The 13,628-nt window shown below is 60.3% G+C and carries 15 protein-coding genes; 5 read left to right on the plus strand and 10 right to left on the minus strand.

Annotated features, from left to right (window positions below; translation table 11 throughout):
- The first annotated feature begins 96 nt into the window (after positions 1-96).
- Positions 97-786 (plus strand): dTDP-4-dehydrorhamnose 3,5-epimerase family protein, encoded by a 690-nt coding sequence (locus tag HMPREF1206_RS03460; protein ID WP_016422000.1) that lies wholly within the window; start codon positions 97-99, stop codon positions 784-786.
- Positions 787-806: 20 nt separating this feature from the next.
- Complete coding sequence (rfbA, locus tag HMPREF1206_RS03465) at positions 807-1,682, plus strand: glucose-1-phosphate thymidylyltransferase RfbA (RefSeq protein WP_016422001.1); 876 nt, start codon at positions 807-809, stop codon at positions 1,680-1,682.
- Here rfbA and HMPREF1206_RS03470 read toward each other — a convergent pair.
- A complete protein-coding gene (locus HMPREF1206_RS03470) occupies positions 1,679-1,945 on the minus strand; it encodes a hypothetical protein (protein WP_016422002.1) in 267 nt (88 codons plus the stop codon). The genes rfbA and HMPREF1206_RS03470 overlap by 4 nt on opposite strands.
- 193 nt (positions 1,946-2,138) lie before the next feature.
- Between HMPREF1206_RS03470 and HMPREF1206_RS03475 the strand changes: the two genes are divergently transcribed.
- Entirely contained in the window at positions 2,139-2,498 is a 360-nt protein-coding gene (locus tag HMPREF1206_RS03475; protein ID WP_016422003.1) for a DUF4229 domain-containing protein, read from the plus strand.
- On the opposite strand, the gene HMPREF1206_RS03480 is transcribed toward HMPREF1206_RS03475, so the two are convergent.
- From HMPREF1206_RS03480 to menE, 3 genes are read right to left on the minus strand one after another with little or no spacing between them, the layout of a single operon-like run.
- Positions 2,495-3,655 (minus strand): alpha/beta fold hydrolase, encoded by a 1,161-nt coding sequence (locus HMPREF1206_RS03480; RefSeq protein WP_016422004.1) that lies wholly within the window; start codon positions 3,653-3,655, stop codon positions 2,495-2,497. The genes HMPREF1206_RS03475 and HMPREF1206_RS03480 overlap by 4 nt on opposite strands.
- Before the next feature lie 9 nt (positions 3,656-3,664).
- Complete coding sequence (locus HMPREF1206_RS03485) at positions 3,665-4,561, minus strand: 1,4-dihydroxy-2-naphthoate polyprenyltransferase (protein WP_016422005.1); 897 nt, start codon at positions 4,559-4,561, stop codon at positions 3,665-3,667.
- Positions 4,562-4,617: 56 nt separating this feature from the next.
- Positions 4,618-5,766, minus strand: coding sequence for an o-succinylbenzoate--CoA ligase (gene menE / locus HMPREF1206_RS03490; protein WP_016422006.1), 1,149 nt, complete (start codon positions 5,764-5,766; stop codon positions 4,618-4,620).
- A gap of 102 nt (positions 5,767-5,868) precedes the next feature.
- On the opposite strand from menE, the gene msrA reads away from it, so the two are divergent.
- Both msrA and HMPREF1206_RS03500 read left to right on the plus strand, forming a co-directional pair.
- On the plus strand, positions 5,869-6,525 hold the full coding sequence (gene msrA, locus HMPREF1206_RS03495) for a peptide-methionine (S)-S-oxide reductase MsrA (RefSeq protein WP_016422007.1): 657 nt from the start codon (positions 5,869-5,871) through the stop codon (positions 6,523-6,525).
- A 99-nt stretch (positions 6,526-6,624) separates the two neighbouring features.
- Entirely contained in the window at positions 6,625-7,806 is a 1,182-nt protein-coding gene (locus HMPREF1206_RS03500; protein ID WP_016422008.1) for a hypothetical protein, read from the plus strand.
- Positions 7,807-7,829: 23 nt separating this feature from the next.
- Here HMPREF1206_RS03500 and HMPREF1206_RS03505 read toward each other — a convergent pair whose 3' ends face one another.
- The 6 genes from HMPREF1206_RS03505 to HMPREF1206_RS03530 form a co-directional block, all read right to left on the minus strand.
- Entirely contained in the window at positions 7,830-9,263 is a 1,434-nt protein-coding gene (locus HMPREF1206_RS03505; RefSeq protein ID WP_016422009.1) for a hypothetical protein, read from the minus strand.
- Positions 9,260-10,003, minus strand: coding sequence for an ABC transporter ATP-binding protein (locus tag HMPREF1206_RS03510; RefSeq protein WP_016422010.1), 744 nt, complete (start codon positions 10,001-10,003; stop codon positions 9,260-9,262). The genes HMPREF1206_RS03505 and HMPREF1206_RS03510 overlap by 4 nt, the downstream gene beginning before the upstream one ends.
- Positions 10,004-10,118: 115 nt before the next feature.
- Positions 10,119-10,805, minus strand: coding sequence for a response regulator transcription factor (locus tag HMPREF1206_RS03515; protein ID WP_231367171.1), 687 nt, complete (start codon positions 10,803-10,805; stop codon positions 10,119-10,121).
- 73 nt (positions 10,806-10,878) lie between these two features.
- Positions 10,879-12,108, minus strand: coding sequence for a sensor histidine kinase (locus HMPREF1206_RS03520; protein ID WP_016422012.1), 1,230 nt, complete (start codon positions 12,106-12,108; stop codon positions 10,879-10,881).
- 33 nt (positions 12,109-12,141) lie between these two features.
- A complete protein-coding gene (locus HMPREF1206_RS03525; protein WP_016422013.1) occupies positions 12,142-12,822 on the minus strand; it encodes an alpha-ketoglutarate-dependent dioxygenase AlkB in 681 nt (226 codons plus the stop codon).
- 16 nt (positions 12,823-12,838) lie between these two features.
- Positions 12,839-13,621: an SDR family oxidoreductase gene (locus HMPREF1206_RS03530; protein WP_016422014.1), complete on the minus strand. Its 783-nt coding sequence runs from the start codon at positions 13,619-13,621 to the stop codon at positions 12,839-12,841.
- Positions 13,622-13,628: the final 7 nt, after the last annotated feature.

Here is a 13,628-nt window from a genome sequence, read left to right on the forward strand (position 1 = left end):
GCTGGGGCATGCCTAGCGAACCCTCAACGCACACTCAGTGCACACTCAACGCGTGCCACAGCCTCAGCCCGGGCGCCCCGTCTACACTTGTTACCCATGAGCCCTAAGAGCACATTCCAGCCCACTTCTATCGACGGCGTTTTCACCTTCGAACCGGTCATCCACGGCGACAGCCGCGGTAGTTTCCACGAGTGGTATCGCCTCGACGCATTCGCCGAGGCCACGGGCTACCCGTTCTTCCCGGAGCAGGCCAACATGAGTGTCTCCGCCGCAGGCGTTGTCCGTGGCCTGCACTTCGCTGACGTCAGCACCGCGCCAGATGGCCACCCCGGCCAGGCGAAGCTGGTTACTTGTCCCGCGGGCCACATCCTCGACATTGCGGTTGACCTGCGTCGCGGCTCCGATACCTTCGGCAAGGTCGAGGTTTTCGAGCTCGACAGCAAGACCCGCCGAGTGGTCTATCTGCCCAACGGCATCGGACATGGCTTCGTCTCGCTTGCCGACGACTCTGTGCTCACTTACCTCACTTCCACCGGTTACAACCCGGAGGCAGAGCGTGCTGTTAGCATCCAGGACCCGACTCTCGGAATTGACCTGGCTGCGCTGCTGGCCAAGGGTGGTCTCACCGACGCGGACATGATTCTCTCCGAGCGCGATCAGAAGGCTCCGACTATCGAGCAGTTCGAGGCCGAGGGCAATAAGCTCCCCAGTGAGTTTGACTGCAAGGATCTTGAGAACATGGCTCGCGACGAGTGGGCAATCGCCAACGAAGCGGCCGGGCAGTAAGGCAGAAAGGCGCGAGCACTATGAAGGGCATCATCCTCGCAGGTGGTACGGGCTCTCGGCTGTTTCCCATCACACTTGGCGTAAGCAAGCAGCTGGTTCCCGTCTATGACAAGCCGATGATCTACTACCCGCTGAGCACGCTGATGCTAGCGGGAATCAGGGACATCCTCGTCATCACCACGCCACATGATGCCCCGCAGTTTGAACGCTTGCTTGGCGACGGCTCGCAGTGGGGCCTCACCCTCACCTTTGCCACCCAAGACGAGCCCCGTGGTCTCGCTGAAGCGTTCATCATCGGTGCGGACCACATCGGCGATGACTCCGTTGCCCTCATCCTCGGCGACAACATCTTTTACGGTGCTGGCTTGGGCACGCAGCTGCGCCGCTTCCATAACGTCGATGGCGGAGCGATCTTCGCCTACTGGGTCGCAGATCCCACAGCCTATGGAGTCGTGGACTTCGACCAAAGCGGCAAAGCCGTGGCGATCCAGGAGAAACCGAAGAAACCACGCAGCCATTTCGCGGTGCCTGGTTTGTACTTCTATGATGCCGAGGTTGTTGAGATAGCTCGCTCGCTGCAACCGTCGTCACGCGGCGAATTGGAAATCACGGATGTTAACCGCGCCTACTTGGAGCGCGGGAAACTGCAGGTAGAGGTGCTGCCGCGCGGCACGGCATGGCTGGACACGGGCACGGTGGACAATCTGATGGCCGCGGGTGATTTCGTGCGCACGATTGAGCAGCGGCAGGGGCTAAAGATTGGCTCGCCGGAAGAGGTGGCGTGGCGCATGGGATTCATTGACGATGCTGCGCTTAGCGCGCGTGCCGACGCCCTCAGCGCCAGTGGCTACGGGGAATATCTACAGCAGTTGTTGCTGCGTGGCAAGGACGTTTAGTCAGTTTCGCCGGGATTATCGGGGTTGTCGTCCTGCTCCCGTTCGCGCCGCTCCTGCAGCTCCTGCTCACGTTTACGGCGATCGAATTCGGCCTTCTTGAGCTTCCAGAGAAACTCCGGATCATCGTCGGGAGCGAGCGGACGGGGTTCCGGTTGCGGAGCGGAAATACGTCGCATGCCGTTGCCGCGACTGCCGGGGCCAAATGCCTTCCACAGCATGACTACGACAAGGATGATGAACAGCAGCAGAATGAGCCGACCCATGTAATAGCTAACCTCCTGGATTTACCGACTAGAATACGCAACGAGTCCCGTAGTGCCCACGAGGGGTATCGCACTGCATGCGGTACGGCGTACAGAGTTCGTTAGGGTACAAAGGAACGTTGGACACGAACAGCCATGGACGCTAGCAACGCCCGGGCACAGCACAGGCGTAACACGTAGAGGTGAGGGTTTAATGACCAATCCAGCAGAGCAGGACAAGTTGGCTTCTGAGGCTCAGATGCCAGCAGCTCCGGTGACCAAGAATGCTGGTCGCGGCAATGCCATGAAGGGGCTGTTCTGGTACGGCCTTGCTCGTCTGCTGCTATTCCTAGTGCTGTTCTTCATTCTGCTCGTGATTATCTACCTCGTTAATGTGCAGATTCCGGCTGCAATTACGGCTGTGTTCGCACTGATTATTGCGATGCCGCTGTCGGTTTTTGTGTTCCCGAAGCTGCGCGTCCAGGCCAATGAGTCTGTTGCAGTGTGGTCGGAGAACCGCCGCGCGCACAAGGAATACATTGCGCAGCAGATTAAGGACCGCGAGGAAAACTAGCGCACCTTCTCCAGGGCCCGCTCGATAGCCCGGTTCACCGCTTCCGGAGCCTCGAGCGGCAACATGTGGCCGGCCCCGTCGACTTCAACCAGTTCGGCGTCCGGCCACTTTTCCATAATTAGGTCTGCTTGCTTGCGCGGAGTGACATCGTCCTTCGTGCCCACCAGTACCGCTCCTGGCAAGCCCTCCAAGTAAGGCCCGGATGCGAACTCGTCGTGATCCTGCAGGTCGTCGAGATATCCCACGAAAGTTTCCAGCGGTGTTTCATTAATCATGGCCGCGTGGAACTCGATGATCTCGTAGTCCGTGCGCCGGGCGAACACCGCCACCGCCAACGACGGCGCCATCAGTGACGCGATTGCCTCGCGGAACTTGCGAATCTCCTTCGGCGAGGACTCAATTGCATTGCGCGCCGCATCCGCCACCGGGGACGCCAGAATCTGCGGCACACCCTGGGCGGCCAGCTTGTCGATAGACGTGGAAATCAACACTACGCCTGCTATCCGACGGCGAATGCTTTCCTCGGCAGCCCGCACCATGTGCAGTGCAATCAAACCGCCTAGCGAATGCCCAACCACGATGAGTTTTCCGGTCGCGGCACGCTCGGCGATCACGGCCAGCGCATCGGCCGCAGCCCCTTCGACCGTGCAGAGTGAAGCCGGAACCGCTCCGGTCAGGCCGTGGCCGCGCAGATCCATAGTCAACAGGCGTGCTTCCGGGTGCGACTTGCGCAGCGCGTTGAACTGCCGGTACCAGGACTCACCAGCCAGGGTGAAGCCGTGGACGAAGACGATGGTCACGGGTTCTTTGGCGGGTTCGCTAGGTTCAACCTCGTACCAGTGCACCGGAATATCGGTGGTGACAGCATCCGGCTTGTCGCTGGCCTTCCGCTCGTCGTCCTTGGCCGCAATCTCGGCCGTGACCGGTGCGGTCTTGATATGCACCACGCCGGTTGACGTGAGATCGGTGAGTCCCGGTTCACGGGTCTGCGAATGCAGCGCACCGTGCTCCAGCGCCAGTCGGCGGCGTCCCGATTTGGTCAAACGCAGAGCAGCGCTGCGGGCGAAAGCTGGAGCCTTGGCTGCTGTGTCGCCAACTCGGGTTGCGGCCTCCTGGACGTCGTCAAGCGCCTTGTGCGTCAGTGTGCGGAAGTCCATCGGTACCCCCTAGCTGAGCGCGAGTGCGAGTGCCGTAATGACGGACCAGGCAAGCATCATCTTGCCGGTAAGCCCCAGTACCGGGATGAGCTCCTTGCCCTTCTTATGCATGCGAATTGGCTCGGAGGCCTTCACCCACAGCGGCACGATGAGCAGACCCACCAGCGCCCATGGGCGCCAGAAAGCGATAAAGCTGCTGGCCAGCGCGGGCATGAGGGAGAGAATCTGCCAGACGATGCGGGTGCGGAAGTCGCCCAGGCGAACTGCCAAGGTGATCTTGCCGGTAGCGGCGTCGGTGGGGATGTCGCGCAAGTTGTTCGCCAGGTTCACGGCAGAAGACACCGAACCAATACCAATTGCGCAGGCCAGGCCGACCCAAGACAGCGAGCCCGTCTGGGTGAATTCCGTGCCGAGCACCGCGACGAGACCGAAAAAGACGAAGACCGAGACCTCGCCAAGTCCGCGATAACCGTAGGGATTTTTACCGCCGGTGTAGAACCACGCAGCCGCGATGCACAGTGCACCGACCAGAATGAGCCACCACGCGCTCATCAGGGACAGCGCCACACCGGCAAGACCGGCGACACCAAAGGAACCGAACGCCGCGTACTTCACAACCTTCGGCTCGACCAGACCAGAACCCGTCAGGCGCAGCGGGCCCGAGCGGTCATCGTCAGTGCCGCGGATGCCATCGGAGTAGTCGTTGGCGAAGTTCACGCCCACAATCAACGCCCACGCGACAACCAGCGCGAGCACCGCACGTCCCCAGATAATCGGCGCGTGCGTCGATGCCGCTCCGACACCGACGATGACCGGCGCAAACGCATTCGCCCAGGTATGGGGGCGCGCGCCTTCCAGCCAATCGCTTAACGACGCCGTTGCAGGACTCTTTGGTGCTTCAGACATGAATTAATAATAGGACGTGACACCAAATGCCTTGAACTAATGCGTGTCTGAATGAGCTAAAAGAGCGCCGCGACTTTCTTCCGGTCGACCTTGCCCGGACCAATCAGTGGCAGGACCTCCACGCGACGCAGGTCCTTGGGAATCATCCAGTGATTGATTCGCCCGGCGTCTTCAGCATCGCCGAGCCCGTCCATGACATCGCCGAGCTCAGCGATGCCTTCATACGCTGCGACGATAGCGTGGCCGAGCCTTGGGTGTGGCACACCGACCACGCAGGCTCCCGTAACTCCATCGATGGCGAGCAGTTCACGTTCGAGGACTTCGGGGTGCAGCTTCAACCCGCCGGAGTCGATGATGGTGTCCAGGCGTCCCGTAATGACTAGTCGGCCATCGTGGATCTCGCCCGCATCGGAGGTGGCGAACCAACCTGGTTTATGGAAAGCCTCGTGACTGGGCGCGTTGCGGTAACCGTGTGCAATCATCGGTCCGCCCAGCCAAACGCGACCATTTTCGATGGCGACCTGTGCACCTTCGATGGGCTGTCCGTCATAGACGCAGCCGCCGGCTGTCTCGGAGGAACCATAGGTGGTCACGACGTTGATGCCGAGTTCTTCGGCGCGCGCTGCCACCTGCGGGTTCAAGGCTGCGCCGCCGACAAGGACAGCATCAAACAGGCGCAGGGCTGCCGCGCCAAAGGGTTCTTCCATGGCCTTGGCCAGCTGCATCGGAGCCAGCGAGGTGTAGGCACGGTCGCTGGTGAGGGCCTCGGCGCCGTCGGCGAATGCGGCAACATCAAAACCGTCGGTCACATCCACACACACCGGATCCGTGCCAGCGAGCAGCGAACGAATGAGAACCTGCAGGCCAGCGATATGGTAGGCCGGCATCGCCAGCATCCACTGTCCTTCACCGCCGAGCCACTGATGTGTAGCGGTAGCAGAGGAGACCAAGTTATCCACCGTCAGCTGTGCACCCTTCGGTGTGCCGGTGGAACCGGAAGTGCCGACAACAAGCGCGATGGACTCATCAATCGGCTCACCTGCGCGTTGCGAGTTCCGCAAGATTGAGGCGCGCGTGCCGTCGTGAAGCGGAACGGGAAGAAGAGAGACCTCACCGTCCAGCGCGGCGCGGAGGTCGGGCAGGATGGCGGTCGGGTCGTGGGGATTGACGGAAAGCAGGCTGAGCGTACGCACAACCCAAACCATAGCCCGTGTTGTGCCGTAGTTTCTGGTGGCGAGGTCGGAACAATCGTGGCCTCGGGCGCGTTGCGCAGACCAAAGACAGTCATAGATAGAAAGGCGTAGAAGATGGGTTGGATTTTTGGCAGGTCCGCAGAGCTGGTGCCGGAAGATGAGGCGCTCAAGGGCGGCTCGCACCCGGTGTTGGAAAATCCGAAGCCGCATGCGGTGCTCGGCACGCCGATCACCGGCCCATGGGAGGAAGGCCAGGAGGTCGTCTACATCGGGATTGGCTGTTACTGGGGCGCTGAGAAGCTGTTTTGGGAAACACCGGGCGTGCTCAGCACATCGGTCGGGTTCGCCGGTGGCGTGACGCCAAATCCCACCTACCGCGAGTCCTGCACCGGACGCACCAACCACACCGAGATTGTGGAGGTCGTCTACGACCCGGAGCAGATTAGCTTCGACCAGCTGATCGCCAAGGCCTTCGAAGCCCACGATCCCACGCAGGGCTACCGCCAGGGTAATGATGTCGGCACGCAGTACCGTTCCGCGATCTACACGACGACGCCCGAGCAAGCGCGCCGGGCACAGGAGATCGCCGATGCCTACGCGCCGAAGCTTGCCGACGCTGGCCTGGGGGCCATCACCACGGAGATTAAGCCACTCGCGGAGACTCCGGCAGGGGAGTACTACCGAGCCGAGGATGAGCATCAGCAGTACTTGTTTAAGAATCCGAACGGCTACTGCCCAGTGCATTCGACCGGCGTGGCCTGCGGAATTTAAAGGCGAAGCTTTTTAGAACGGTCAGTCGCGATTAGTAAAACTCACTGAGAAAAGTAAGGTGGTTATATCAATCAGATAGTCGAATAGGAGTGAACCCTTGTGGTGAAGCAAGTACTGCGCGTTGCATTTGCCTTCGTCGGCGTGGTCGTCGGCGCGGGCTTTGCGACGGGTCAGGAAATCATGCAATACTTCGTCGCCTTTGGTATCAATGGTGTCTGGGGTGCCGTTCTCTCAGCGGTGATCATGAGCCTGATGGCGATGATCATTTTGCAGCTGGGAAGCTACTTTCAGGCCAGCGAGCACGGCGAAGTTTTCCGACGCGTATCGCACCCCATCTTCTCGCGAGTACTGGACATTGGCGTGATTATCACGCTCTTCGCCACAGGGTTCGTCATGTTCGCCGGTGCCGGTGCCAACATGGAGCAGCAGTGGGGCATCCCCGTGTGGATCGGTGCCGTAATCATGGTGCTGGTTACCATTGCAGCCGGTTTCCTCGATGTTGACCGAGTGACCACAGTGATCGGTTCCATCACGCCGTTTATCGTCGGCTTTATTCTGCTGGCCAGTGTTTATACGCTGGCGTTCACCGATGCCACCCCAGCCGCGGAGCAGGCAGCTGCCGTTGCGGAAGTCCCGACCACTCTGCCGAACTGGGTTGTCGCCGCAGTGAACTATGTCGGTTTTAACCTGATGGTTGCGGTTTCCATGGCGATTGTTATTGGCGGTAGCCTGTTCAATCCCCGCGCCGCTGGAGCCGGTGGGTTTACCGGTGGTTTGATCTACTCCGCGATGCTGCTGATCACCACCATCACGTTGTTCCACACTGTTGGTACCGTCGCCACCGATGCCGTGCCAATGCTCACCGTCATTAATCGACTGCACCCGTGGCTAGGCCAGGCCATGGCCGTGGTAATCCTTGGCATGATCTTCAACACGGCACTTGGCATGTTCTACGCACTGGGGCGTCGCGTCACCGCAAATCACCCGGAAAAATTCAAGATTGTCTACGTCGCGCTGGTCTTGCTCGGTTTCGCCTTGAGCTTCATGGGCTTCCAGAACCTAATCGGTTGGGTCTACCCAATCCTGGGCTACATCGGTCTGCTGCTCATTACTGTCATGCTTGTTGCCTGGTTGCGCGGCCGCGAGCGCATCAGTGAAGAGACTTCCCGCCGCAAGCGCATCTTCCGCCTGGTCCGCCGTGGCCGGAACAAGGAGGCCCGCGAGGAGATTGAAGACTCCAACCTCAGTGTCGAAGAGGTTCGCGAGGCTATCGAGGAGTAGGTGGGGTGCTCGCGGCACCGCTGTCAATCTTGGGATCGGATGGCCTTTAGCGATGTCGCCCGAGCCCAAGCCACGAAAGCCACGATCACAATGGCGGATACGAGAACCATCGACGGCCACCGCTGGGGGTAATCACGTACTACCCAGGTCCATCCCCATTCCGAGGTCCACCACAGCGGTGAGGCGCTGAGGACATCACCGCCAACCATCACCGCCCAACCGCCGAGCGCGACCGAGACAAAGATTGCGGCCGCCACACTTCGACGCGCAATTAAGCCGGTCACGGCCACTATCATCGCGGCCACAAGAGACGCGATGACCGCCTGGTACGGCCAGGGGTTAATGCCCGTCTGGCTATTGGTCTGGCCGCCCGCGCCACTGATAATCACCGCAACCACGAGCACCGGCACGAGAAACGCCATATCCAAAGCAAACAGTCGGAGTGTGATGCTCCGTCGCGCACGCCGATACATCAGCGCTGGCCAGGCATCAGCTTGCGAGGTCCAGGTCATGATGGCGACCACGGTTGCAGCCGTCGGCACGCAGACGAAACTCAGCAGCCCCAGCGCATACTCCGGGTTCCACACCACACGCACGACCGCAAGTCCGGCAAGCATCAGCGCTGCGAGACTCCACCAGGCGCGCCACGGAAGGGTCGCGCTCATACCATGGCTTAACGACGAAGTGCTGCGTTCCCGGCCCGTCGGCAAGCTGAGAGATTTTCCGTGCGCAAGCAATGCGATGGCAAATAAACCTAGCCCGAGGAGTAAATGCAGCAACGCGGGCGGCAGGATGGCGATGTTCCAGATCTCGCTGTCGGCGGGAGCCGAGATGGAATTAGCCTGCACTCCGTGGATAGGTAACGTTGGGCGGATTGCCCAGGTCCACGGGAGAACTTTCCAGTTTGGGCTCATGGCGTCCAGTGTTCCTGCGATGGCCCAAGCGATGGAAGCGAGCGGAGCGAGGAAGAGAGCTGCGCGTGGCACAAGGCGCCATAGGGCAAGGCCGAATGCCCAGAAGACGAAGAATGACAACGTGCTAAAGAGCGTGAATTGCGATGCGGTGCTCACGCTCCGGGCAAGGAGTGCAGCCATCAATGCGTGACCGAGGGCCGCGGAGGCAATGACAGTGGCTGCGCGGGCAAGGAGCACTCGAGTGCCCGAGATATTGCGCCAGATTAGGCCGCCTTGGCGGAGTTTTTCTTCACGGTTTTGGCCGATGACGGACGTAATAGCAGCCAGGGGAGGAAGCAGGATAAGCGAGTAGATGTGGGCGCTCGCCATGGCGGTGGCGTCAACGCCTCTAGAAAAGACCATGCTGACCAGAGCGATTGCCACCATGATGATGGGAAGAAACATGGTGAGTGACCACTTCGCCCGCAGTAGCTCGGCGCGGAAGTAGCGGCGAGTAGGAACGGTGCGTGTGTTAAGAGTGCGCGTGTGCGGTTGAGTGCTCATCGGGCAACACCTACTGCGGTGAAGAAAGCTTGCTCGAGGGATTGACCAGAGGCCGCAAAGTCAGTCAGCGGGCCTTCGTAGACCAGTCGGCCACCGGCGAGGACACCAAGGTGGTCAACGCTCTTTTCGACTTCTCCGAGTTGATGGGAGGACACCACGACGGCCTTGCCACTAGCGGCAAGATTTCGCAACAAGGTGCGCAGGCCCACGATAGCTTCGGGGTCGAGGCCGTTGGTGGGCTCGTCGAGAAGCACAATGTCGGGGTCGGTGAGCAGCGCCATCGCCAGCGAGAGACGAACCTTCATGCCCGTTGAGAAAGCGCGGGCACGCTTGTTGCCCGAGTGCAGCCCCACCATGTCGAGGACTTCGGCGATACGGCTCTTGTCCGTGCCGGTCAGGTGCGCGTGAACCTTGAGGTTGTCGGTGGCTGAGAGCTGTGGGTAGAACGCCGGGCCATTGATGGAGGCGCCGATGCGGTCCAGGTCGACAACGGACCACGGGTGTCCCGCGATGCTGATTTCACCGGAGTAGGGAATTAGCCCAAGCACCGTGCTCATCAACGTGGATTTACCTGCGCCGTTGAGTCCCAATAGTCCGTAGACCTCGCCGGCACGGACGCTCATATCGAGGCCGTTTAGGACAGGTTCGTTCTTGCCGTAGGAGACAGTGATGCCGCGCAGCTGAAGGAGGGAAGCGGCGGCATCTGCGGAAGGGCCTGAAGTGGGGGTTGGTGCGTTCATGCCTTAAGTAATAGGAGTGTTTGGCACGGTTCGCGCCCTCCCTGAGGATGAGGTGGCGGAAATATCCTCCCTAGGGAGGAGGCAATAGCGAGGGTGACGGCACCGCGAGGAGAAGCTACAGCAGCCCGTTTTTCGCAGCCCAAATGACAAGATCCACACGACTGCGTGAGCCCGTTTTGGTCAACAGGGCTTTCACATGGGTTTTCACTGTCGTTGTAGCGACAACCAACCTGCGAGCGATTTCGTCATTGGAAAGCCCTTGGCAGACGAGGTTCAAAATCTCCTGTTCGCGGGGTGTGAACTGGGGCGCTGCGTGGGTGGTATCTGAGCTAGAGCCACTGGCCGAGGACTCCCTCGCTGGCTGTTCAGAGTGAGATGCACGCGGTGAAACATGCCGCAACACCATCGGTGTCACCTTCGGATCGATGACTCCTTCACCACGGTGGATGCGCATAATGGCCGAAAGCAGCTCGCGGGGATTGGAGTCTTTGAGCAAAAAGCCTGCCGCCCCAGCTTCTAAAGCGTCGAGCACCAGGTTTTCTTCGCGGAAAGTGGTCAGCACCAGGACTTTCGGAGCGGATGCGCGAACCGCACCTCTGGACGGCACGCCTTGCACGATCTGCCGTGTGGCCTCGATACCGTCCATCACAGGCATACGAATGTCCATGACGACCACATCCGCACCGGAGGCACAACGCACAGCCTCGGCGCCGTCGCCCACGGCACCAATGACTTTCATCTGCGGGTGGGCATCAATAAGCTGCGCGAAAGACTGTCGAATCAGAGCCTGATCTTCAGCCACTAGTACTCGAATTACACCCATTGCTCGTCTTTCTCGACAGAATCGCCAGTCAGCCTTGCTTCGGTCGAACTGCTTACAGCCGAATACTGACGCGGAACATGCCGTCGCTTTCACCATAAGTCATCTCACCACCGAGCTGCGCCACGCGTTCATCCAGACCAATCAGGCCAGCGCCAGCTCGCTTCCTGGGGTCCAAAGTATCGCTCTCAGCCCGGTTTGCGGTCATCAAATGAACCCGCGCCGGGCTGTCATCAGCGTCGGCAGGTGGATCGATTGCCAGTGCCAGCTGACCATCACCCGATGAGTGCTTGGCCATATTCGCGGCCAACTCCGTCACTGCCCGCACAAGAGTCAGCCGCTTCGCGAGTGGCCAATCCGCCAGGTCCCCATAAGACTCCGGCAGAGTCACCGAAACATCGCGACCCGGCGGACAAACAGCCGAAACTAGACGCGGAATCTCATTCGGGTCAGCGCTAATCTCGCCGCCTTCACGTAATGCATCGACAAGCGCATGCACATCCCGCAACGATTGTTCTGCGGTCTGGGCAATACCTTCCAGCGTGGTCTTTTCAGCGGCGGATTTCGCTCGGGAGTCATCCATCTCCGCCAGGTACAGCGCGGTTTGGGCCTGAACCTTGATAGAGGTGAGTCCGTGCCCCACGACGTCGTGAAGCTCCCGGGACAACTCCAGTTTGTTGCGCGCTACGACGTTTTCCAACTCCGCGGCATGTTCCTCGGCGTTGATTCGGAGCCACAGGGGCACTGCGTACGCGCTCGCCGTAATGAGCACCGCCGGCAGACCGAAGACCAACAGTCGTTCCGGGGTAAAGCCGAAGGCAGGAACTGCCGGGTTGAGGAAGCTGCCAATCAACCCCAAAAACAGCCCAACGATGCCCCAGGTGCGATTCGGTTCCCACCTGGTCACAGCCCATAGTGATAGTGGGGCAGCAACAATAATAGGGTCGAGCCCAAGGTTTACAGGGGATAACCACACCAGCAGGGCGAGACCCGCTAGGGCGCTGTACGTAACCACAAACGATGCGCGCACTGCTTTACGACGAAACGCTGCGGCCCCGGCAATCATCGCGGACAGAATCACATTGGTGACATAAGTAAAGCTCGGGCCATAAGTAAGTAGCGGCGTCATGCTCAACCAGCAGCACAGCAGGAAAGCAGCCGCAATAGCGAGATCGGCAGTTGGGAACGAGCCGACAAAGAAACGTACCCGGCTGCGCCAGTCGAGTGGGGCAGGGGTCTGCGCGGTGGCAGGCTGTGCGTGCATGGAGGAAGCGGTGCGCTGCATGTGTCTAGGCTAGCGGTCGGTGGCTTGCGCGGTTTAGTGTGAGTTTTCCACTTGCCGGAATGTGATGTTGATGCGGCCCTCTTTAAGCCCGCACCCCTCCGGCAAAGTGCCGCGACGAGTCTTGGGCACACCATGAAACGCAAGCCGCTTCGGACCACCAAACACAATCACATCCCCGCTGGCGAGAGTCACGTCATCCCAGGGTTTGTTGCGGTTTTCAGTCCCGCCAATGCGGAACAGGGCCTCATCGCCGATAGAGAGCGACACAATCGGGGCAGGGGAGTTTTCGTTTCGATCCTGGTGCATCCCCATGGTGGCCCCGGGCGGGTAGTAGTTGACCAACGCCATGTCGGGCCGAAAAGTGGTGGGCCACTGGCTGAGGGATTCGTCGTAAAGCGCGGCAGCGCCGAGTGCTTCGGTGGCGAGCTGTAGCAGATTGTCAGGCACGGGCGGGACGCGAACGCCGCCGACGTGCGTGACGTAGCGGTATGGATTTGTGGCCCACATGCGGCCGAGATGCAGCATGAATACCTGCATCTGGCCGCTTTTGAGCTGCGGACGAGTCATGGCCAGGGGAGTGCCGGCAACGTCGCGGGCGATGTCGCGGAGTTGCGTGATGATGCCCGATTGCCGCTCCAATGGAAGCCATCCCGGCAGATGAACAACTCCCGGCGTGATGCGGGCATCATCGCGCGGGAGTTGATCAAAGAGCATAGGTTTAGTTTGCCTCTTAACCCGCGATGATTGCGTTAACCGGGCGGGACAGGAACTGCGGGCCAATCTTGCCCAGGTAGCGCAGGATAAAGTCTGCCGCCGACACCGAGTAGAAGTGACGCTGGCGCTCAATGAAGTTCTGCGGGTGCGTTGCCTTCCACACAGCATCAGCGACTTGGTTCGGCGTAATGCGCACGCCAAGACGACGGGTGGAACCGGCGGAAACGTCCGCCAGTTTGGTCTTCGCCCACAGCGGCATGATTGCGACGACGCGGATCTTGTCCTTGCGCCACTCCAGATTCAGAGCCTGCGTCAGACCAGAGACGTAGAACTTCGACGCGGAGTACGGCGCGATGTGCGGCTGGCCGTAAATGCCCGAAGCCGAACCCATGTTGACCAGGTGAGACCCCTTAGTGCGCTTCAGGTACGGGTGCGCCGCCTTCGCACCCAGAGTCAGACCGGTGCAGTTGATGTCCACCTGCGCGCGAATAATCTCCGGCGACTGGTCGATGATATCGCCATCGCCGATGATGCCCGCGTTGTTGTCCAGCACCGTCAGCTTGCCGCCGGTGTGGGAGGTGAAGTCCGCAAGCGCGTCCTCCCACTGCTTAAAGTCCGTCACGTCCAGCTTGCCGACGACTATCTCCGGGCGCTCAGCCTTAAGCTTGGCCAGGGCATCCTCATTGATGTCGTAGACGCCTACGGTCCAGCCTGCAGCCAGGAACTTCTCGGCCACCGCGCGACCAATGCCCTGCGCGCCGCCGGAGATGAAAATGGACGGGGAATCAGAAGTGGCCATGGTGCCT

Source organism: Corynebacterium sp. HFH0082, assembly GCF_000411235.1.
Lineage (GTDB): Bacteria > Actinomycetota > Actinomycetes > Mycobacteriales > Mycobacteriaceae > Corynebacterium > Corynebacterium jeikeium_D.

What these genes read in the sequence shown, in the direction of transcription:
- msrA (WP_016422007.1), top strand. Translation starts at nt 5,869, where the DNA reads ATGGGTTGGATTTTTGGCAGGTCCGCAGAGCTGGTGCCGGAAGATGAG.
- HMPREF1206_RS03470 (WP_016422002.1), bottom strand. Translation starts at nt 1,945, where the DNA reads ATGGGTCGGCTCATTCTGCTGCTGTTCATCATCCTTGTCGTAGTCATG.
- HMPREF1206_RS03520 (WP_016422012.1), bottom strand. Translation starts at nt 12,108, where the DNA reads ATGCAGCGCACCGCTTCCTCCATGCACGCACAGCCTGCCACCGCGCAG.
- HMPREF1206_RS03480 (WP_016422004.1), bottom strand. Translation starts at nt 3,655, where the DNA reads ATGGACTTCCGCACACTGACGCACAAGGCGCTTGACGACGTCCAGGAG.
- HMPREF1206_RS03485 (WP_016422005.1), bottom strand. Translation starts at nt 4,561, where the DNA reads ATGTCTGAAGCACCAAAGAGTCCTGCAACGGCGTCGTTAAGCGATTGG.
- HMPREF1206_RS03475 (WP_016422003.1), top strand. Translation starts at nt 2,139, where the DNA reads ATGACCAATCCAGCAGAGCAGGACAAGTTGGCTTCTGAGGCTCAGATG.
- rfbA (WP_016422001.1), top strand. Translation starts at nt 807, where the DNA reads ATGAAGGGCATCATCCTCGCAGGTGGTACGGGCTCTCGGCTGTTTCCC.
- HMPREF1206_RS03510 (WP_016422010.1), bottom strand. Translation starts at nt 10,003, where the DNA reads ATGAACGCACCAACCCCCACTTCAGGCCCTTCCGCAGATGCCGCCGCT.
- HMPREF1206_RS03460 (WP_016422000.1), top strand. Translation starts at nt 97, where the DNA reads ATGAGCCCTAAGAGCACATTCCAGCCCACTTCTATCGACGGCGTTTTC.
- menE (WP_016422006.1), bottom strand. Translation starts at nt 5,766, where the DNA reads ATGGTTTGGGTTGTGCGTACGCTCAGCCTGCTTTCCGTCAATCCCCAC.
- HMPREF1206_RS03530 (WP_016422014.1), bottom strand. Translation starts at nt 13,621, where the DNA reads ATGGCCACTTCTGATTCCCCGTCCATTTTCATCTCCGGCGGCGCGCAG.
- HMPREF1206_RS03525 (WP_016422013.1), bottom strand. Translation starts at nt 12,822, where the DNA reads ATGCTCTTTGATCAACTCCCGCGCGATGATGCCCGCATCACGCCGGGA.
- HMPREF1206_RS03505 (WP_016422009.1), bottom strand. Translation starts at nt 9,263, where the DNA reads ATGAGCACTCAACCGCACACGCGCACTCTTAACACACGCACCGTTCCT.